The organism is Geodermatophilus sp. SYSU D01119, assembly GCF_054049975.1.
This window is the reverse complement of the sequence record NZ_JBJGYL010000028.1, coordinates 41,090-59,633: the sequence shown is the minus strand read 5'-3', so window position 1 is coordinate 59,633 and position 18,544 is coordinate 41,090. Positions and strand designations below refer to the sequence as shown.

Annotated in this window: 20 protein-coding genes; 9 read left to right on the top strand and 11 right to left on the bottom strand. The window is 75.5% G+C overall.

Annotation, left to right across the window (positions count from 1 at the left end; genetic code table 11):
- Positions 1–49: 49 nt before the first annotated feature.
- From ACI79X_RS19190 to ACI79X_RS19175, 4 genes are all read left to right on the top strand, one after another.
- The gene (locus tag ACI79X_RS19190; protein WP_457027014.1) at positions 50–1,900 is read left to right on the top strand and encodes a hypothetical protein; all 1,851 of its coding nucleotides are present in this window, start codon (positions 50–52) and stop codon (positions 1,898–1,900) included.
- A 312-nt stretch (positions 1,901–2,212) separates the two neighbouring features.
- Positions 2,213–2,380: a hypothetical protein gene (locus ACI79X_RS19185; protein ID WP_457027013.1), complete on the top strand. Its 168-nt coding sequence runs from the start codon at positions 2,213–2,215 to the stop codon at positions 2,378–2,380.
- Between the two features lie 51 nt (positions 2,381–2,431).
- Complete coding sequence (locus ACI79X_RS19180; RefSeq protein WP_457027012.1) at positions 2,432–2,680, top strand: hypothetical protein; 249 nt, start codon at positions 2,432–2,434, stop codon at positions 2,678–2,680.
- Positions 2,681–2,750: 70 nt separating this feature from the next.
- Positions 2,751–2,996, top strand: a complete 246-nt coding sequence (locus tag ACI79X_RS19175; RefSeq protein ID WP_457027011.1) for a hypothetical protein — start codon at positions 2,751–2,753, stop codon at positions 2,994–2,996.
- Between the two features lie 19 nt (positions 2,997–3,015).
- Here ACI79X_RS19175 and ACI79X_RS19170 read toward each other — a convergent pair whose 3' ends face one another.
- The gene (locus ACI79X_RS19170; RefSeq protein ID WP_457027010.1) at positions 3,016–4,074 is read right to left on the bottom strand and encodes a glutathione S-transferase family protein; all 1,059 of its coding nucleotides are present in this window, start codon (positions 4,072–4,074) and stop codon (positions 3,016–3,018) included.
- Positions 4,075–4,412: 338 nt separating this feature from the next.
- On the opposite strand from ACI79X_RS19170, the gene ACI79X_RS19165 reads away from it, so the two are divergent.
- Positions 4,413–6,197, top strand: a complete 1,785-nt coding sequence (locus ACI79X_RS19165; RefSeq protein ID WP_457027009.1) for an EAL domain-containing protein — start codon at positions 4,413–4,415, stop codon at positions 6,195–6,197.
- Positions 6,198–6,210: 13 nt separating this feature from the next.
- On the opposite strand, the gene ACI79X_RS19160 is transcribed toward ACI79X_RS19165, so the two are convergent.
- Positions 6,211–6,633 (bottom strand): DUF1810 domain-containing protein, encoded by a 423-nt coding sequence (locus ACI79X_RS19160; RefSeq protein ID WP_457027008.1) that lies wholly within the window; start codon positions 6,631–6,633, stop codon positions 6,211–6,213.
- 85 nt (positions 6,634–6,718) lie between these two features.
- Between ACI79X_RS19160 and ACI79X_RS19155 the strand changes: the two genes are divergently transcribed.
- Positions 6,719–7,186 (top strand): hypothetical protein, encoded by a 468-nt coding sequence (locus ACI79X_RS19155; RefSeq protein WP_457027007.1) that lies wholly within the window; start codon positions 6,719–6,721, stop codon positions 7,184–7,186.
- Between the two features lie 7 nt (positions 7,187–7,193).
- Here ACI79X_RS19155 and ACI79X_RS19150 read toward each other — a convergent pair whose 3' ends face one another.
- Positions 7,194–9,137 (bottom strand): glycoside hydrolase family 15 protein, encoded by a 1,944-nt coding sequence (locus tag ACI79X_RS19150; protein ID WP_457027006.1) that lies wholly within the window; start codon positions 9,135–9,137, stop codon positions 7,194–7,196.
- Between the two features lie 227 nt (positions 9,138–9,364).
- Between ACI79X_RS19150 and ACI79X_RS19145 the strand changes: the two genes are divergently transcribed.
- Both ACI79X_RS19145 and ACI79X_RS19140 read left to right on the top strand, forming a co-directional pair.
- Positions 9,365–9,994, top strand: coding sequence for a hypothetical protein (locus ACI79X_RS19145; protein ID WP_457027005.1), 630 nt, complete (start codon positions 9,365–9,367; stop codon positions 9,992–9,994).
- Between the two features lie 11 nt (positions 9,995–10,005).
- Complete coding sequence (locus ACI79X_RS19140) at positions 10,006–11,223, top strand: hypothetical protein (protein WP_457027004.1); 1,218 nt, start codon at positions 10,006–10,008, stop codon at positions 11,221–11,223.
- A gap of 75 nt (positions 11,224–11,298) precedes the next feature.
- Here the strand turns inward: ACI79X_RS19140 and ACI79X_RS19135 are convergent, their stop codons facing one another.
- From ACI79X_RS19135 to ACI79X_RS19125, 3 genes are read right to left on the bottom strand one after another with little or no spacing between them, the layout of a single operon-like run.
- The gene (locus ACI79X_RS19135; protein ID WP_457027003.1) at positions 11,299–11,499 is read right to left on the bottom strand and encodes a hypothetical protein; all 201 of its coding nucleotides are present in this window, start codon (positions 11,497–11,499) and stop codon (positions 11,299–11,301) included.
- Between the two features lie 59 nt (positions 11,500–11,558).
- Complete coding sequence (locus tag ACI79X_RS19130; RefSeq protein ID WP_457027002.1) at positions 11,559–12,182, bottom strand: DUF6308 family protein; 624 nt, start codon at positions 12,180–12,182, stop codon at positions 11,559–11,561.
- Positions 12,183–12,212: 30 nt separating this feature from the next.
- On the bottom strand, positions 12,213–13,001 hold the full coding sequence (locus tag ACI79X_RS19125) for a DUF6308 family protein (RefSeq protein ID WP_457027001.1): 789 nt from the start codon (positions 12,999–13,001) through the stop codon (positions 12,213–12,215).
- A gap of 57 nt (positions 13,002–13,058) precedes the next feature.
- Between ACI79X_RS19125 and ACI79X_RS19120 the strand changes: the two genes are divergently transcribed.
- Positions 13,059–13,628 (top strand): TIGR03086 family metal-binding protein, encoded by a 570-nt coding sequence (locus ACI79X_RS19120; protein WP_457027000.1) that lies wholly within the window; start codon positions 13,059–13,061, stop codon positions 13,626–13,628.
- On the opposite strand, the gene ACI79X_RS19115 is transcribed toward ACI79X_RS19120, so the two are convergent.
- The 5 genes from ACI79X_RS19115 to ACI79X_RS19095 all read right to left on the bottom strand — a co-directional run bounded on the left by ACI79X_RS19115 (position 13,625) and on the right by ACI79X_RS19095 (position 18,520).
- Entirely contained in the window at positions 13,625–14,641 is a 1,017-nt protein-coding gene (locus ACI79X_RS19115; protein ID WP_457026999.1) for a hypothetical protein, read from the bottom strand. The genes ACI79X_RS19120 and ACI79X_RS19115 overlap by 4 nt on opposite strands.
- Before the next feature lie 51 nt (positions 14,642–14,692).
- The gene (locus ACI79X_RS19110; protein ID WP_457026998.1) at positions 14,693–15,235 is read right to left on the bottom strand and encodes a hypothetical protein; all 543 of its coding nucleotides are present in this window, start codon (positions 15,233–15,235) and stop codon (positions 14,693–14,695) included.
- Between the two features lie 353 nt (positions 15,236–15,588).
- The gene (locus ACI79X_RS19105) at positions 15,589–16,176 is read right to left on the bottom strand and encodes a hypothetical protein (protein ID WP_457026997.1); all 588 of its coding nucleotides are present in this window, start codon (positions 16,174–16,176) and stop codon (positions 15,589–15,591) included.
- Positions 16,177–16,269: 93 nt separating this feature from the next.
- Positions 16,270–17,448 carry an LLM class flavin-dependent oxidoreductase gene (locus ACI79X_RS19100; protein WP_457026996.1) on the bottom strand — a complete coding sequence of 393 codons (1,179 nt, stop codon included), beginning with the start codon at positions 17,446–17,448 and terminating at the stop codon, positions 16,270–16,272.
- 64 nt (positions 17,449–17,512) lie between these two features.
- Complete coding sequence (locus ACI79X_RS19095; protein ID WP_457026995.1) at positions 17,513–18,520, bottom strand: hypothetical protein; 1,008 nt, start codon at positions 18,518–18,520, stop codon at positions 17,513–17,515.
- Positions 18,521–18,544: the final 24 nt, after the last annotated feature.

Below are 18,544 nucleotides of genomic sequence, written 5' to 3'. Positions count from 1 at the left end.
CTCCCGTGATCGACGAGCGGACGGACCCGGACGGATCTAATCTCCGGTCGTGGCGAGGACCGGCTCGGCACCGGCGGCGGAGACCGCCCATGCGTGGCTCAGGCGAGCACTGTGGCTCGTCGGGTTCGGCGCGTGCCTGTACGCGGTCCTGCTCGCCGTGTCCGACTCGCGTGCTCGGGCCGAGGACCCGCCGGCGCCGGTCGGCGGGGTGCTCGGGGGAGTCGGCGAGGCCGTGACCGAGGTGGTCGCGCCGGTCGTCGAGACCGTCGCCGAGCCGGTCACCGAGGTGGTCGAGCCCGTCGCCGACGTTCCTGCGGGACCGCCGGAGTCGCCCGTCGAGACGGTCGCACCTGCCGTCGAGACCGTGACCGAGCCGGTGACCGAGGCGGTCACGCCGGTCGTCGAGGAGGTCGTCCAGCCGGCCGCCCAACCGGTGGCCGAGGTGGTCGAGACCGTCGCCGAGCCGATCGACGCCGTTCCCGCGGGGACGCCGGCACCGGTGACCGACGCGGTGGGTCCCGTGGTCGAGGTCGTCGTCCCGCCGGTCGTCGACGAGGTCGTGGCGCCGGTCGCCGAGTCCGTGACCGAGCCGGTCACCGAGGTGCCGGTGCCGGTCGTCGACGAGGTCGTCGCGTCGGTGCCCGAGGTCGTGACCCCCGTGGTGCGGCCGGTGACGCCGGTCGGCGCGCCGGTCGCCAGGGGCGTCACGCCCGCGGTCGATGCCGTGGTGAAGCCGGTGCTCCGCGGTGTCCTGCCGCCCGTGGTGAAGGTCGTCGAGCCGGTCGTCGACGCGGTCGTGCCGCCGGTTGTCGACGTCGTGGTGCCGCCGGTCGTCGAGGTCGTGACCCCGGTGGTCGACGTCGTGGCCCCGGTGGTCGACGTCGTGGTGCCGCCGGTGACCGGGGTCGTGCCGCCGGTGGTCGACGTCGTGGTGTCGCCGGTGACCGGGGTCGTGCCGCCGGTGGTCGACGTCGTGGTGCCGCCGGTGACCGAGGTCGTCACCCCGGTGGTCGAGCCTGTGCTCCCGCCGGTGCTGCAGCCCGTTCCCGAGGTGCTGACCCCGGGGGGCGGTGCAGTCGCTCCGCCGGTGGTCGAGGTCGTGGCCCCGGTGGTGGACGCGGTCGTCCCGCCGGCCGTCGAGGTCCTGGTACCGGTGGTCGAGCCGGTCGTGCCCCGCGTGGTCGCACCCGTCGTCGCACCTGTCGTCGCACCCGTCGTCGAGGCCGGCGCCCCCACCGTGGCGCCGGTGGTCGAGCCCGCGACCCCGGTGGCCGGGGCGGTCGTCGAGCCGGTTGCCGAGGTCGCGGCCCCGGTCGCCGCGCCGGTGCTGCGGCCGGGGGTCGACCAGGTCACCGAGCCGGTCACTGCCGTCCCGGCGCCCGCTGTCCAGCGGGTCACCGCTGCGGCCGCCACCGTCCAGCCGGCGGCCGCCACCGTCCAGCCGGCGACCGCCACGGCCGCGGTGGCCACCGCACCGACCCCGGCCGCCGTCGTCGCGGCCCTCCCGGTGGCGGCCCAGGTAGCCGTCCTGCCCGCGTCGACCGACCTCGCGGCTGATGTCCGCACGGTCGCCGTCCGCTCGATCGCCGAGGCCGTCGCCCCGCTGACCACCGACGTCACCGCGCTGGCGCCTCCGCACCCGGCCGGGCACCACGGCACCCCGGCGCCGCAGCCGCCCGCGCTGCCGACCCTGCCCGCCGGTGACACCGGCACCATGCCGCCCGTCGCGCCCGGCGCGCCGTCGGGCTCCTCGCTGTCCTCGTCGACCGGGCTCGCGGCCGTGGCCGCCGTCCTCTCGGCGGGGCTCCCGGCACCGGGCGCCTTCGAGCTCCTCGTGCCCGCGCCGGCCCCGGCGGTCGTGTCCGCCCACCTGCGCGACCCCTCCTTCTCGCCCGACTGACCTCCTCGCCAGGCGCGCACCAGCCGCCGGCCGGGTCCGGGTCCTCCCCGCACCGCACCGCCGCGCTGGGCGCTGCCTCCCGGGTGTGACCCCGTCCTGGCCTCCGGCTGGGCCGGGGCCACCGGGCGGGGAGGTATCGGGGCTGGGGGTTCCGCGCACGGCCGGGCCGTCGCGGCACCCCTGACCTCCCCGCCCGATCCTCAGGCCGACGGAGGCGGTGGGCGCACCGCCGCCTCCGTCGACCTCCCGTCGGACACGTCACCGACGTCGTCAGGCCACCCGTTCGACACGCAGATGTGCTGTCATGACGTCATGACGACTTGTCCGACCCTGGTGCCGCGACGGGAGGACGCGACGGTCGTCGAGGTCCACGGCTCCCGGTTCCTGCTCGAGTGGCTCGACCTGGGGACCCTCGCGCACGCCGCGCTCGACCGGCGCTGCGAGGAGCTGCCCGTGCCGGAGGACCCCGCAGCCGCCTGACCGCGCGGCAGATCCCCCCGGACCGCGGGCGCGTCGGGCACAGTGCCGCCCATGACGGTCGTCCTGTTCGTGATCTGCTTCACGGTGCTCGGCTGGCTCGCAGCCGTCGTCATGACCGACCGCCTCCGCACGCCCCACCACCGCGGGCGCCACCGCGGCACCGGCCGCGGGGGTGACGGCGGCAGCTGGTACGGCGGCGACAGCTACGACAGCGGCCACTCGCACTCCGACGGCGGTGGCTGGGGCGGCGGCGACGGCGGCGGTGGTGACGGCGGCGGGGGCGGTGGCGGCGGGGACTGACCCCACCGGCGGCTGACCGTCGGGGCGGAGGTCCCTGGCGCACCCGGCGTGGTTGCGGGACCGTTCCGCCATGACGGCAGTCGTGGTGGTCGCGGTGGTGGCGGCGCTGTGCTCCATGGCCCTGCTCGTGCAGCGGGCCCGCAACGGCGCGGAGCGGCGTGCGGGCACCTGGAACGCCGCCGGTGGCTACGGCGTCGGGCACGGCCACTCCGCCCGCTACCTGGCCGGCGGCGCGGCCGGCTACAGCGCCGACGCCGGCGGGGGCTTCGACGCCGGCGGTGGCGGCGGGGGAGGGGACGGCGGAGGCGGCTGCTGACCGCCCCCGCCGACCGGACTCAGTGCTGCCGCTCCTCGTCGGGGCGGTGGCCGATGCCTCCGGGGCCGTGCGACTCCGGCACCTCCTCGCCGGGCGCCACCGGGCCGGGCGGCGTCCCGTCACCGAACGGCGAGCCGCCGAGCTCCTCGCGCCCGTGCGGGGTCAGCCAGTTGCGGGTGTCGGGCCCCATCGGGATGACCTGCGTCGGGTTGATGTCGGCGTGCACCACGTAGTAGTGCTCCTTGATCTGCGGGAAGTCGGTGGTGTCCCCGAACCCCGGCGTCTGGAACAGGTCGCGCGCGTAGCCCCACAGCGCCGGCATCTCGCTGAGCTTCTGCCGGTTGGCCTTGAAGTGGCCGTGGTAGACGGCGTCGAAGCGGGCCAGCGTGGTGAACAGCCGGACGTCGGCCTCGGTGATCGTGTCGCCCATGAGGTAGCGCTGCGTCGTCAGCCGCTCCTCGAGCCAGTCCAGCGCCGTCCACAGCCGCTCGTAGGCCGCGTCGTACGCGCGCTGTGAGCCGGCGAAGCCGCACCGGTACACGCCGTTGTTGACCTCGGTGTAGACGCGCTGCATGACGGCGTCCATCTCGTCCCGCAGGTGCTCGGGATAGAGGTCGGGGGCGCCGTCGCGGTGGTGCGCCGTCCACTGGGTGGAGAAGTCGAGCGTCATCTGCATGAAGTCGTTGGTGACGACGGCCTTCGTCGGGACGTCGACCATCGCCGGCACCGTGATGCCGCGCGGGTACTCGGGGTCGCGGGCGAAGAAGGCCTCCTGCAGCCGCTCGTAGCCCAGCACCGGGTCACGGCCGCCGGGGTCGAGGTCGAAGGTCCAGCTGCGCTCGTCGTGCGTGGGCCCGCAGATGCCCATCGAGAAGGCCTGCTCGAGCCCGAGCAGCCGGCGCACGATCGCCGCGCGGTTGGCCCAGGGGCACGCCCGCGCGATGACCAGCCGGTACCGGCCGGCCTCCACGGGCCAGGGGCTCGACCCGTCGGCGGTGATCCGGTCGGTGATGTAGTTCGTGTCGCGGCTGTACTCCTGGCCGCTGGAGACGTACCCGGATCCGCTGTTGTCGCTCACGTGATCAAGGGTCGCCGACCCGGGGCGGGAGCGCCCGGCGGACGGCCGTGATCCGCAACCCGCGCGCACCGTCCCGTGCCCCGGCAGGTCACACGGGGTCCGGAGGCGGGTCGTGCTCTGCCCACGCGGGCGGGGCAGAGCACGACCCGGCGGGGGACCCGGGTGTCCTGAGCGGGGTCGTGCGCCGATTCCGCAGCGGACTCGGGGCACGAGCCGGCCCACTGCAACTCCCCTCCTCCGTGACCCACGCCACGCGCACGGCCCGCGGCCTCACCCATGGGGGTGGGCCGGACACGAAACGCCTGCTCAGGAGCCCGCCGACGGCCGAGGGAGCGGGTGTGAGCACCCAGCCGATCTGGCCCGCCACCCACCTCGACGGCCTCGACGACGCCGCGCCCCGCACCGTCGCCGACCTCGGCCAGGCCGTCCCCGTCCTCCCCGGCTCCGGCACCTGCCAGGAGCTCGACCGGGTCTTCGGCCGGGCGCACGACTGCGGCTGCGCGGTGGTCGCCCACCCCGACGTCCCCGGCCTGGTCGGCCTGGTCGAGCGCCGCCGCTTCGAGGCCCTGATGAGCGGGCCCTACGGCTACGGCCGCTCGCTCTACGGCCGGCGCACCCTCACCGAGGTCGCCCAGTGGGACGCCCTCACGGTGTCCGGCACGACCACCGTCGTCGAGGCCGCGAGCCGCGCGATCACCCGCGCTCCCGACCACGTGCAGGACCACGTCCTGGTCACCGGGCCCACCGGCGTCCGCGCCCTGCCCATGCCGGTGCTGCTGGCCGCCGTCGCCCGCACGCTCGCCGGCCAGGCGCTGCGCGACCCCCTCACCGGGCTGGCCAACCGCAACGCCTTCTTCGGCCGGGTGGAGGAGTCCTGCCGGCGCAGCGCCACGCAGGTCGGACACCGCACCGCCGTCGTCTACCTCGACCTCGACGGCTTCAAGGCCGTCAACGACGACCTCGGCCACGACGTCGGCGACGGGCTGCTGCGCGACGTCGCGGCCGCGCTCTCCGCCGCCGCCCGGCCCACCGACCTGGTGGCCCGCCTCGGCGGGGACGAGTTCGCCGTCTGCCTCGACGTCGGCGGCGACGGGCCGGGGGAGGGCGAGGCCGACGGGCTGGTGCGCGCGGTCACCGTCCGGCTGCACGACGCCGTGGCCGCCCTCGGCCGCGCGGGCGGCGTCGGGCAGCGGGTGCGGGTGAGCGCCGGGGTCGCGGTGGGCGGCAGCGGCGGGGTCGACGCCGCCGAGCTGGTGCGCGCCGCCGACCTGGCCATGTACACGGGCAAGCGGGAGGGCGGCGACCGGGTCACCGGTCCCGTCGTCGTCTCCAGCCCCGCCGACGCCGACCCGCTGCTGGGCACCACCGTCCGGGAGGCGGCCGCCCGCGGCGAGTTCGTGCTGCGCTACCAGCCGATCGTCGACCTGGCCGACGGACGGCCGGTGGGCGTGGAGGCACTGGTGCGCTGGCAGCACCCGCGGCTGGGCCTGCTCACCCCGGACGCGTTCCTCCACGCCGCCGCCCGTACCGGGCAGCTGCTCGACCTCGACGCGTGGGTGCTGCGCACCGCGACCGCCGAGTTCGCCGCCTGGCGCGCCGGCCACCCCGCCCTCGACGGTGTCGCGCTCAACCTCAACGTCTCCACCGACCGGCTGATCACCCCGGGGCTGTGCGCCCTGCTCGCCGACGCCACCGCGGACGCGGGGCTACCCGCCGGTCTGGTGCGGGTGGAGGTGCCCGAGCACCTGCTGGTCGACCAGATCGAGGCGGCCACCGGCCCGCTCACCGAGCTGCGCGCCGCCGGCTTCCGGGTGACCTTCGACGACGTCGGCGCGGGCGGCACGTCGCTGCGGCACCTGCGCGACGTCCGCGCGGACGGGCTGAAGATCGACCGCTCCTACGTGCAGGGCATGGGCGACGGCGACCGCGACCGGGCGCTGGTGCAGCTGCTGCTGGACTTCGCCGAGAGCACCGGCCTGAGCGTCACCGCCGAGGGCGTGGAGACCGCCGCGCAGCGCGAGCTGCTCCTGGCCATGGGCTGCCGCTACGCGCAGGGCTGGCTGTACGGCCGACCCGGCGCGCTCGACGCGGTGCTCGCGCCGGCCGCCGTCCCGGTCGGCTGACCGCGGCGGGGGGTCACAGCCGCGACGTCGTCGCCTCGTCCTCCTCGCCGCCGAAGTACTGCTCCAGCACGGCGCGGAACACCGGGCGCGCCGGGTCGGCGCGGGCGAACAGCGTCATCGACGAGCGCAACTTCTGGGCGTCGACGGGGCCGAGGACGGCGGCGGCGTCGCGGCCGGGCAGGTCGGCCAGCGCCTGCGCCGCCTCGACCAGCCGCTCGCCGAGCACCGGGTGCGCGAGGTAGGCGCGCGCCTCGTCGAGCCCGCTGATCGCGTAGTGCTGGGCGGTCGCGCTGCGGCCCAGGCCCTCGACCTGCGGGAACACGAACCACATCCAGTGGCTGGTCTTGCGGCCGGCGCGCAGCTCGGAGAGCGCCTGCGCGTAGGTGTCGGTCTGGGCGTCGACGAAGCGGGACAGCCGGTACGGGTCGTCGGTCACGCCCGGCAGCATCGCCCACCCCGGGTCCGGGGGCCCGCCGGGCGGCCGAGGACGGCGGCCCTCACCATGGTGCGGAGGACCGGCGGTGGGAGGGGGCGACGACGTGGTGCACGACGACCCGGTGTGGACGGCGTGGTCGGAGGCCGCCGCCCTCGCCGCCGCGGCCCTCGACCGCGCCGACGAGACCTGGCGCCGGGCGTGGGTGGACGCGGTCGCCGCCGCGGTGCCCGCCTCCGCGATGGCCCCCACCCGCCCGTGGCAGCTGCGCGCCCGCCGCCGCGCCCACCTGCAGCGCGCCGCCGTCTTCGGCGTCGACCCGCTGCGCGACCCGGTGCCCTCCTGGTCGCGGGCGGTCGACATGGCGCGCATCCGGGCGGCGCTGGCCACCGAGCGGCCGGACGGTCCCGTCGAGCTGACCGACCTGCCGTCGCTGCGGCTGCCCGAGGTCGAGGTGCGCGACCGCCCCGTGCCGCTCGACGCGGCGGCCGCCGACCTCGCCGAGCGCGTGCGCGCCTGGGACACCGAGGTCCGGGCGGTGCTGGCCGGGGTCTGACGGCGGCCTAGCGGGTCGCCGCCGGGTCGTCGTCGGTGCCCACGGTGATCGCGGCGTTGACCAGTGCCAGGTGGGTGAGCGCCTGGGGGAGGTTGCCGAGCCAGTCGCCGGTGGCCGGGTCGAGGACCTCGGGCAGCAGGCCGACGTCGTTCGCCGTCCCCATCAGCTCGTCCATGAGTGCGCACGCCTCCTCGCGTCGGCCGCAGAGCGCGAGCGCCGAGACGGTCCTGAACGAGCAGGGCAGGAAGACGCCCTCGACGTCGGACGCGCCGGTGAAGCGGTACAGGTGCGGGCCGGCGCCGAGCTCGCGGCGGAGCACGTCGAGAGTCGAGCTCATCCGCTCGCCGCGGTCGAACCCGCTGATGGCGTGCAGCACGATCGAGGCGTCGAGGGCGTCCGAGCCCGGGTACCAGACGTAGGCGCCGCGCTCGGCGTCCCACGCGTGCTCGTCCACCCACTGCGCGATCCGTTCGGCCTCGTGCGCCCAGCGCGCCGGGTCGCCGGGGATCTGCCCGCGCTCGGCGAGCTCCACGGCCTTGGTCAGCGCCTGCCAGCAGCCGAGCTTCGACGTCGTGTAGTGGCGCAGCTCCGGCAGCTCCCACATGCCGGAGTCGCGCACCTGCCAGCGGTCGCAGGCGAGGTCGGCGATGCCGGCGAGCATCCGGCCGGTCTCGGCGTCCAGCACGTGCCCGTTCTCCACGTACAGCGACACGATGCCGAAGACGTCGCCGAAGACGCCCAGCTGCAGCTGGTCGGAGGCGGCGTTGCCCACCCGCACCGGGCCGATGCCGCGCCAGCCGGGCACGTCGGCCACGGTGACGCCGTCGCTGCGGCCGCCGTCGACGGTGTAGCAGACCCGCGGCTCGGGCCCGTGCCGGCGCATCACCGACAGCAGCCAGCTCATCGCGCCGTGGGTCTCCTCGCGCAGGCCGAAGCGGATGAGCGCGACGAGCGCGTAGGCGGAGTCGCGCACCCACGCGTACCGGTAGTCCCAGGTGCGCCCGCCGGCCGGGCCCTCGGGCAGCGACGTCGTCGGCGCGGCGACGATCGCGCCCGTCGAGGCGTGGATGAGCTGCTTGAGGGTGAGCGTGCTGCGGCGGACGGCGTCGGCCCAGGGCCCCTTCCACTCGAAGGCGTCCATCCACGCGCCCCAGCGGTCGACGGTGCGGTCGATGCCGGCGTCGATGGCCTCCGGCGGCGGGAGGAACAGCGGCTCGTCCTCGGTGCCGACGACGGCGAGCAGGTGCCGCGACCCCGCGTGCGTGGTGAACGTGACGTCGATGCGGCGGTCGGCGGCGGTGACGTCGTCGGCGTGCAGCGTGCGGACGGCGAGGGTGAGCCCGGCGACCCGCAGCACCGGCCCGTGCGTGGTGTCGTGCACCCACGGGCTGACGGTGTTCAGGCAGGTGCCCGGGCGGACGGTGCCGCGCATCGTCACCGACCCCTCGAGCCCCTCGACCCGGCGGGCGAGCTCCACCCACGGCAGCCGGCCGGCGACGCCGGTGTTGAGCGCGTCGGTCACGCGGACCCGGCCGGTGGGCGTGGTGAACGTGGTCGCGAGGACGTTGGAGTCGCCGACGTAGGCGCGGGTGACCGTGAAGTCGCCGTCGGGGCACAGCTCCAGGCAGCCGCCGTTGTCGGTGTCGAGGAGCGCGCCGAACACCGGGGCGCCGTCGAGCTCGGGAAGGGGCAGCCAGTCGATGCGGCCGTCGCGGGCGACCAGGGCGAGGGTGCGGCCGTCGCCGATGGCGGCGTAGGTGCGCAGGTCGGCGTAGCCGAGGTCGTCGCGCTCGGTCACGGGCGCCTCGCGGCCGTCGCCCCAGCGCAGGCTGTCCACGCGGACGGCGCCGGGGCGGGGGACCTCGGTGCGGTCCGGGTCGACGCCGGCGGACTCGTCGACGCCGGTGACTCCGGGCATCGGGCGGGAGGCGGAGCGCGCGGTGCCGGTCACGGGCTGTGGCTGCCCTCCGTGCGCCCGCGCGAACCCCGGGGTCCGGTCAGGCGCTGGTCGTGCGCGCGGTGTCGATCATCGGATGCGTGCCGCTCCCGTCGGCGTGTCCGCGCGTGTTGGCGGCGAGCGTCCGATGATCGACAGTCCATCCCTGCGCCTCTGATCTTGAGCTGCCGGGATGCGAGCCGATCCTCCTGGGAACGCATCCGAGCGATCGGGGGATCGACGTGCCGTTGACCGAGCAGGAGTTCCAGGCCGGGGTCGCCTACTGGCGCGGCCGCTGGCCGGAGGACTTCCACAACGCCTTCTACGCACGGCTCGCGAAGGAGGACCCACGAGGCCACTTCACGGAGGAGTGGTGGCAGGGGTTCCTGCCCCACCTGAAGGCGTGGAAGGCGATCCGTCCGGCCAGCCCGGCCGCCGTGACGGCCAGGGTCACGCACGCCCTGCCGGGGCTGCGGGCCGCGTGGTCCGCGTCCGTCGCCGACGTCGTGGACGGCACCGTGGCAGAGGTGCACTGGAAGTCCGTGGAGGAGTTCGTCACCGAGGTCCGCTCGCTCAAGCAGCGGCGCCTCCGTCCCGAGCCGGTCCGCTCACCGGTGTTCACCGCGAAGTTCTGCCACTTCCTCCTCCCCGCGGTCTTCCCCGTCGTCGACCGGGCCGCCATGGGACTGCCCTACGGCACCGACTACCGCGCGCACTTCGAGGCCGTCCAGCGCGAGTGGGAGTCGACGCCGGAGGCGGTGCAGCGGGATCTGCACGACGCACTCCGTCGGGAGATCTGCACGCCTCTGGTCGAGGGCTACCCGATCACCAACAAGGTCGTCGAGCTGTGCCTCATCGGGCGGCGGCGCTGATGCCTCCGCTCGTGGAAGCATCCGGTGCACTCACCGACGTCCGCCCGGTCGTCGAGGCGGCGCTCGGGCCCGTCGAGGTGTTCGAACCGGGGCCGCGCCTCACCACCCTGGGACGCTGGTTCACGGCCAGGGACGGCAGCGCCCTCGTCATGGCCGTCGACGGCGGCCGGGATCTCGGCGAGGTCTCGACCGCGGTGGCCTACGCGGTCGCGTGGCAGCAGGACCGCGACCTCCTCCTCTTCGTCCCCCACGAGGCGGTGCCTGCAACTGTCGCCCGGATGGCCCTCCTGGCGAGGCCGGTGGGGGTGTGGGGCTTCGGTGTGGACGGGAGGGTGTCCCGGGCCACCGTCCCGTCCGTCGACGACGTCGTCCGCGCGGCCAGGGGACGCCGGCTGCGATGGGAGAAGCCGCACGACCTGGGCGAGCGGGCTTCCCTCGTCAGTGATCTCGTCCGCGCAGCCGACGACCACTGGGCGCTCGAGCCGGCGCACCGCGGCAGCTACCTCTCCTGGCACTGCCGGGGTCGCCAGGTGCTCAAGCTGGTGAAGCAGGGCGGCGGGGTCCTCGTGCAGGCGGGCGTCCAGTACCAGAAGGCGCCGGCGCACCGGCCTCCGTTCTCCGAGGTCCTGACCGCTCCCGTCACGGTGGTGGAACGCGCCCGCGTCGAGGCAGCGGTCGCGGCGGCGGTGCAGGACCGGCTGACGGGTGACGACGCCACCCACGTCGAGCACCAGCTGCAGGCCGCCCTGGGCGCCACGGGGCTGGCCGGCCTGGGGATGGCCGCCTACGAGCGCGAGTACCCGGCGTGGCGTGGAGACGAGGCCTCCGGCTTCATCGACTTCCTCGGCCTGGACCCGGACGGTCGCCTGCACGTCATCGAGACGAAGATCGGCTCCGACCCGATGCTCGTCTTCCAGGCCGTCGACTACGCGACCTGGGTCCGCGCACACGCCGCGGAGATCCGCACCGGCCTCGGATGGCCGGCCGGGGACGACAGCGAGGTCCTCGTCGACCTGGTCGTGGCGCCCAAGGTCTCCCGGCGGCGGAGCGAGTCCGCGATCGGCCCGTACACGGCGGCACAGCTCGAGGCGCTGGCACCGGAGGTGCGCTGGCGGGTGCACGTCGTCGAGGACGCCAGGGCAGAGGAGCCCAGGATCACCAGCCTCACGGAACGGACCCTGCCGGATGCCGCCTCCGGGATGGTGGCCGTCCCGATCGGGCGGGTGTAGCCGAGGACGGCGTCGATCATCGGATGCGTGCCGCGCTCGGCCGGTCCGCGCGTGCAGGCGGTACGCGTCCGATGATCAACTGGCGAGGCGGTGCGCCGTCCCCTCGCGGAGTCGCTGCGCGGCGTCCCGCAGCGAGGTGACGTTGCTCCGCGCGGGCGCCGTCCGCTTCACCCAGGCCTCGCGCGGCGGGAGGACGTCGCGGCACCACCGCTCGCAGTCGGCCAGCAGGTGGCCGGTGGAGATCGAGCGGGACATGCGGTCGAGCGGGGGGTGCACGGGCGTCCTTCCGGAGGGGTCCTCCTGTCCATCGGCAGGCCGGGCCCCGACCGGCACCCTCACGCCGCGGGCAGCCGCAGCCCGGCGCAGCGGACGCGCAGGTGCTCGCGGTGGTGCCGCATCCAGACGAGGTCCTGCAGGGCGCGCAGGTCGCCCGTCGTGACCAGCCCGGCCGCCCGCCGGACCGCGGCCACCCGCTCCACGAGGTCGGCGTCCGCGAACGCGTCCAGCGCCCAGTCCCACCCGTCGCCGGCGACGTCGAGCGCGCACTCCACCACGGGGTCGGGCACCGGGACGAGCAGGGGCCGCTTGCGCGCGAGCAGCGTGCCGGCGACGCGCAGGCCCCCGCGCTCCTCGATCAGGTCCCGCGCGAGGCCGAGCGACGACGACGTCCCGAGCAGCCCGGAGGCGCGCGGGTCGGCGACCGGCACGTCGTCCGGGACCTGCGCGAGGCAGTCGGCGACGTCGAGACCGAGGTCGCCCTCCAGCAGGTCGAGCGCGACGTCGCCCGGCACGGTGACACCGACCAGCCCGGCGGCGACCAGGTCGTCGGCGGTGACGCGCGCCGGGTCGCGGGCGCCGACCCACTCGAAGCGCCGGCCGGGGTAGAACGGCGAGTCGTGCCGGCGCAGGTCCTCGACCGCGTGCGGGTCGTCGACGAGGGGGAGCAGATCGACGGTCATGGCGGCACGGTGCCGCGGGGGTCCGACGGTTCAGGCGGGGAGCAGCGCGTCCAGGCCCTGCTCGGAGTCGGCGGCCAGCGCCCGGCCGACGGCGACCGCGTGCGTCATCCGCAGCGACCCGGACAGCCACAGCAGCACGTCGTGCAGGCGCAGCCGGGTGAGCGGGCGGCCGATGAGCGCCGCCGTCGCGGTCTCCAGGGAGGCGAACGCGCCGGCGTTGGCGGTGAGCTCGCGGTGCACGACGGCCTCGGGCCCGCTGTCGCCCTCGCTCACGTGGCCGTAGAGCTGGCGCCGCGTGACGCCGTCGACCAGCGGCACCAGCCCCGGGTACCGCGAGTGCAGCGCGGCGACGACGTGCCGGGCGCCCGGCGAGCCGGTGAGCGTGCGCAGCGCCGCGCCGACGGTGCCGGGCTCGCCGAGCACGGAGAACTCGTCGTCGGGCAGCTCCCACATCGGGCGGCCGCCGGCGCGGTCGAGCATCGTGCGCACCAGCGGCCAGACGTCGTCCAGGGTGCCGCGCACCTCCCGCCAGGCGGCCGGGTCGAGGCGGCCGTGCAGTCCCTCGGCGACGAGGACGTCGCGGTCGGTGGGCCGGTCGGCGGTCTCGGGCGCCTGGCCGTCGAAGCGGTCGAGGGCGTAGGCGAGCACCTGCACCCAGCGGCCCTGCGGCTGGCTGGGGGAGCGGAAGAACAGCGGCCGGCGGCCGCGCGCGTACCCGAGGACGGCGGCCAGCGCGGTCGGCAGCGGGATCGGGTCGGGCCCGGCGCTGGGCAGGACCAGGACGGCGTCGCTCCCTCGTCCCGCTGCCACGTCTGTCATTACTACTCCGTTCCGGCGACGGCGATGAGTCCCGGCGCGCCGTCGCGTCTGCCTCCCATGACGTTCGACCTGGGACCGGCCGCGGCGACGACGGCGGGCGTCGTCACCGGCATCCGCGACGAGCAGCTCGACGACCCCACGCCCTGCGCCGGCACGACCGTGGCGGGGCTGCTCGGCCACCTCGCCGGGCTGGCGTACGCGTTCCGGATGGCGGCGGCGAAGACGCCGGTCGAGGGCAGCGCGTCGGTGGACCCGGCGCACCTGCCCGCCGACTGGCGCACCCGCATCCCCGCCGAGCTCGACGCGCTGGCCGCCGCCTGGCGCGATCCCGCCGCGTGGGAGGGGGTGACGGCGGCCGGTGGCGTCGAGATGCCCGGCGAGGTCACCGCCGTCGTCGCGCTGGACGAGGTGGTGGTGCACGGCTGGGACCTCGCCGTCGCCACCGGGCAGCCCTACGACGTCGACCCGGCGCTCGCCGACGCGTGCCGCGCGTTCGCCGAGTCCTTCGGCGACGACCGCCCGCCGAGCCTCTACGGGCCGGTCGTGCCGGTGGACGCCGACGCGCCCGCGCTCGACCGCCTGCTCGGCGCCACCGGCCGCGACCCGGGCTGGAAGCCGCCGGCCTAGCCGAGGCGCCAGAGGGTGGGCTCGCCGCGGCAGTCGGCGACCACCGCGCCGCCGCGCAGGTCGGTTCCCGTGACCGCTCCGCTGTCGCACAGCTCCACCTCGCCGGTCACCTCCTCGGAGGCCAGGTCGACGGTCCGCTCGAGCACCCGTGGCACCTCGGCGTCGGACACGGTGTCGACGAGCGTGGCCGTGCCCGCGTCCGGGTCGACGGCGATCGCGGCGGGCAGGTCGCCGTCGACGGTGGTGAGCACCTCGGCGCCGCGGGTGATGCGCAGCTCGCCGCGGCTGCCGGTGATCGCGTACACCTCGCCGTCGACCACGGTCAGCGGTCCCGTCGACCCGTTGCCGAGCGGCGCCGTGCCCACGACCGCCGCCGCGGCGTCGAGCGTGGTGACGGCGGCCGCCGGTCCGTCCTCGGTGGCGACGACCGCGCCGCCGTCTCCGGTCGGCTGCAGGTCGCGCGGGGTGCCGGGCAGCGTGGCGGTGCCGCGGACAGCTCCGGTCGCGGGGTCGACGGCGACCACCCGGGCGCTGCCGGTGATGCCGCCGAGCGCGAGGTGCAAGGAGTCGGGTCCGCCCGCGACGTGGACCGCCGCGACGTCGGCGGCGCCGATCGTCCCGACCGGCTGGACCCCGCCGGCGCCGTGCGGGCCGACGGCGACGAGTGCGATGCGACCGGCGGCGGTACCGACGACGACCACGCCGTCGCCGGTGGCCGCGATCCGGGTGAGGCCGGGGCGCTCGGCGTCGAGGCCGGGCACGGGGACGGCGGTGGCCGTGCCGTCGGCGGCGACGTCGGCGAGGGTGAGCGGGCCGCCGGGCGGCGCGAGCAGGACGACCGCCCGGCCGTCGGGGAGCGCGGCGACGCCGAGGACGCCGGCGTCGGCACCGGCGACGTCCGCGAGGGAGACCGGCGCCGGTCCCGGGGTGCCGCCGGACGCGTCCGCGGCGACCGAGCCGCCGCAGCCGGTGAGCAGGGCGGCGGCCACCAGGAGCGCGGGGAAGCGGCGCACCCGCCGGAGTCTGGCGTCGACGGTGGGGCTCGACAAGGAGTCGCGGCGCGGTCAGTCGTGGGGGTTCGTGAGGAGGGGGGCGGCCTCGACGACGGAGAAGGTGACCGGCGGGCCGTCGGTCGTGGTGGTGCCGGGCACGTCGGCCGGCGCACTGCCGTCGACGGTGAACGTGGCGCCCCAGGTGACGGTGAGCGACGCGGTGTACGCGCCCGAGCGGTAGAGGTGCTCGGTGGCATGGCCGGGGTAGGCGCGGCCGGGTTCGGTGGTGGTGAGCGTCGGGCGGGCAGGGTCGCCGGTGTGCCAGTCGTAGCGCTGCGCCTCGGCGACGATGACGACGTCGAAGCCGCGGATGTCGACGGTGAAGGTCTGCGTGGACGGGGCGTCGGTCCAGAAGACGACGGGGAGGCCGGACAGCCCGCGGTCCGGCGGCGCCTGCGAGGTGGCGAGCTGGGGGAGCGGGAGGCGCTGGAAGTACTGGAACACCTCCTCCGGCGACGGCGGCGGGTTCAGCGCGGTGATGTCGATGCACTCGGTCCGGAGGGTCGCCCACGAGCCGAGTTGGTCTCCCGGGCCGAAACCCGGTGTCACTGGCACGACCGCTGTTCCATCCGGCCGCACGACGGGCCGCTGTTGGACCGAGAGGAAGCGGACGACCTGCCCCGGCTCGGCTGGGCAATTCTGGAAGTCCTGGGCATTGCAAGAGCCGTCTTGTTCGTCCGAGATTACGCACGGCGAGACGAGCCGCCAGACGTAATCGACGGCGGCTGCTCCACCGCCACTCACGAGTTGATTGACCGTCCCGCCGGCGTACTCAACCGTGGCCGCACCCCCACCGACGCCCGTCGACCCACAGTCGAAGAAGGAACATGCTTGGGCAGGCGTCGGGCTCAGCAGACCCAGGAACGTGGCCCACAGCAGCGCGAGGCCGACCAGCAGCGGGGTGCGCTTCATCCGAGTTGAAAGGACGTGACGAGCCAAGACTGCGTGGGTGCCGACCAAGCGAGGTAGAGGCCTGACGCTAGTTCCGGAGCCGCATCAGGACGTTCTTCCAGCACCGCTCCTGAGCTATCGACGAGGGACACAGGCTCGCGCCGTGCACTGAAGCTGAACAACACGTCGGATCCGCTGATCGCCGGTTCGGCCACAGCATTGATCGAGACGGCTCCACCGACGTAGCGGCTCCCTGCGGAGGCGGCTTCATCAAGGTTGTTGGCGATACGCAGGCACTCGTCGCAGTCTGGCCCGAGGTCGCGCAGGGGCTGGCCGGCCGGGATCGCCTGCTGCCGGTTGAGCAGGTCGATCCAGTAGCGGAGGAAGGCCTCGGCGCCCGCGGCGTCCTGGGTGCGCGCCTCGGGCGGGACGGGGAAGTCGGGCGGGCCGACCACCGGCAGCGCCTCGGTGGTGGTCGCGGGCGCCGACGTCGTCGGCAGGCTCTCGCTCGGCGCCTCGGCCTCCGCGGAGCAGGCCGTGAGCACCGCCGTCGCGAGGGTCAGCGCCGCGGCGGCGAGGCGCGTCCGTCGTCCGGGATTCCGCACGATCGCGGACGATAACCAGCCGGACGCCGTCCGCGCGGTAGCCCTGGGGACAACCCACCCGAACGGCTGCCCGGCCCGCCCGACCTCCCGTCGTCAGGCCTGTCCGGCCTTCTCCTTCTCGTACCGCTCGGTCATCGTCGCGACGGCCGCCATCTGCGCCGCGGCGTAGTCCTCCCGCTTGCCCATGGCGTACTCCTTGGCGTTGAGCGTGGCCTGCGCGTGGGTGATCTCCCCGCCCTGGAAGTGCGGCATCACGTGCTGGGCGATGAGCTCCCACGAGCGCTTCGTCGCCTGCGGGTTGGCCCACTCGTGGCCGAGCAGCAGCATCGCGCCGAAGCCGCCGGACTGGTCCCACAGCCGCTGCACCTGCGCGCGGGCGTCCTCGACGGTGCCGATCGCGCCGATGCCGGCCTCGTTGATGAAGTCGATCATCTCCTTGGCGTCGCCGCCCTCGACCGCCATCTGCGGGAACGCCGCCGTCTTCTGGAAGTACCGAAACCACGTCTCGATGCCGAACTGCACGTCGGCGTAGGCCTGCTCGCGCGTCTCCGCGACGTGCATGAGCCCGACCAGCCGCCAGTCGCGCCGCGACACCGTCTGCCCGAAGTGCGCCGCCCGCTCCTCCACGACGTTCCAGTGGTGGGCGAGCGCGTCGAAGCCGTCCTTGGTCAGGGTCGCGCCGATCGACAGCAGCCCGATCCCGTGCCGGCCGGCCATCCGCGGCCCGGTGGGGGAGGCGACCGCGGCGACGGCGATCTCGAAGCACGGCTGCGTGTACGGGCGCAGGTGCAGGCGGGCGTTGACCAGGTTGTGCGTCTTGGTCTGCTCGGTGACGGTCTCGCCGCGCAGGAGCCGCATGATGATGTCGAGGTCGACCTCGAGCAGCTCGCGGGTGTCGGTGGGGGTGAGCCCCAGCATCATCGAGTCGGTGGGCAGCGAGCCCGGGCCGCAGCCGAGCATCGCGCGGCCGCGGGTGAGGTGGTCGAGCAGCACCATGCGCTCGGCCACCCAGAGCGGGTTGTGGTACGCGATCGAGGTGACGCCGGTGCCGAGCTTGATGTGCCGCGTGCGCTCGGCCGCGGCGGCGATGAAGATCTCCGGCGAGGCGATGATCTCCGTGCCGGCCGAGTGGTGCTCGCCGATCCAGGCCTCGTCGTAGCCGAGCCGGTCGAGGTGCTCGACGAGCTCGAGGTCGCGCTGCAGGGCGAGCGTGGGGTTCTCGCCGGCGGGGTGGAACGGGGCCAGGAAGGTGCCGAAGCGCAGCCGGTCCATGGGAAGTCCTCCTCGGTTCGGGGTGCCGCCCATCGTGGTGCAGGTCACAGCCCGCTGACCAGGGTCAGCGGAGGACGAAGGCGGTGGACGACGGCGCGTCGCTGCTGATGCACGAGCCGACGACGACCAGTGCCTCCTCGCTCAGTGCGACCCGGCCGAAGGTGCCCTGGCCGTGGCACAGCCGGACGTCGCCGAGCTGCTCGCCGCCGGCCAGGTCGAGGGTGATGACGCCGGAGGTCACCTCGAACCCGGCCACCGGCAGGTAGGCGACCCGGCCGTCGGGGGAGACGGCGAGGTCGGGCGCGGTGCGGTCGGTGCCGGGAATGGGGTGCGACGCGGTGACCTCGCCGTCCTCGACCACCACCACGCGGAACGGCTCGTCGCCGCCGGCGCTGAGCGTGGCGACGGCGGTGCCGTCCTCGGCCAGGCGCAGGCCGAACGGGACGCTGGCCGGCTGGTCGGGCGCGAGCTCGACGCGGGCGGTCTCCCGGAGCCGGTCGTCCCAGGTGGCCAGCGCCGCGACGTCGGCCAGGTCGGGCGCGCGGGCGTCGCTGAGCAGGGCGGTGACGCCGTCGTCGGAGGCGGCGAGGTCCTGCACGGTGAGGCCGTCGTCGAGGTCGGTGGTGCCGGCGGTCTGCCCGCTGGTCGGGTCGACGGCGGCGACGCGCCGCTCGTCGGCGAGGTAGAGGCGGCGCCCGTCGGGCGAGAGGGCGGCGGCAGTCGCGTCGGCGTCCAGCGGCACGACGGTGGGCTCGCCGCCGGGCGGGACGCGGGTGAGCGCGCCCGGCCCGACCACGAGCGCGGTGCCGTCGGGCGCGACGAGCAGGTGCCGCCCGCCGTCGACCCGCCGCACCTCGCCGACGCCGTCGGCGTCCACCTCCGCCAGGTAGGTGACCGCCGGGTCGGCGGTGTCGGCGAGCAGGGCGAGCGCGCCGTCCGGGCCGGCCGCCAGGTCGAGGACGTCGACGCCGGCGGGGGAGACCGCGTCGAGGTCGACGGTCGTGACGTCGGAGAAGCTGCGCGGCGGCGGGGTGGGGGTGCCGTCGACGCCCGTGCACCCGCTGAGGGCCAATAGCGCGACAAAGGCTGTTCGGCG

Excerpts from the sequence above, each read along its gene's own strand:
- ACI79X_RS19100 (WP_457026996.1), bottom strand. The coding sequence starts at position 17,448 with ATGGACCGGCTGCGCTTCGGCACCTTCCTGGCCCCGTTCCACCCCGCC.
- ACI79X_RS19120 (WP_457027000.1), top strand. The coding sequence starts at position 13,059 with ATGACGTTCGACCTGGGACCGGCCGCGGCGACGACGGCGGGCGTCGTC.
- ACI79X_RS19180 (WP_457027012.1), top strand. The coding sequence starts at position 2,432 with ATGACGGTCGTCCTGTTCGTGATCTGCTTCACGGTGCTCGGCTGGCTC.
- ACI79X_RS19175 (WP_457027011.1), top strand. The coding sequence starts at position 2,751 with ATGACGGCAGTCGTGGTGGTCGCGGTGGTGGCGGCGCTGTGCTCCATG.
- ACI79X_RS19130 (WP_457027002.1), bottom strand. The coding sequence starts at position 12,182 with ATGACCGTCGATCTGCTCCCCCTCGTCGACGACCCGCACGCGGTCGAG.
- ACI79X_RS19185 (WP_457027013.1), top strand. The coding sequence starts at position 2,213 with ATGACGACTTGTCCGACCCTGGTGCCGCGACGGGAGGACGCGACGGTC.
- ACI79X_RS19125 (WP_457027001.1), bottom strand. The coding sequence starts at position 13,001 with ATGACAGACGTGGCAGCGGGACGAGGGAGCGACGCCGTCCTGGTCCTG.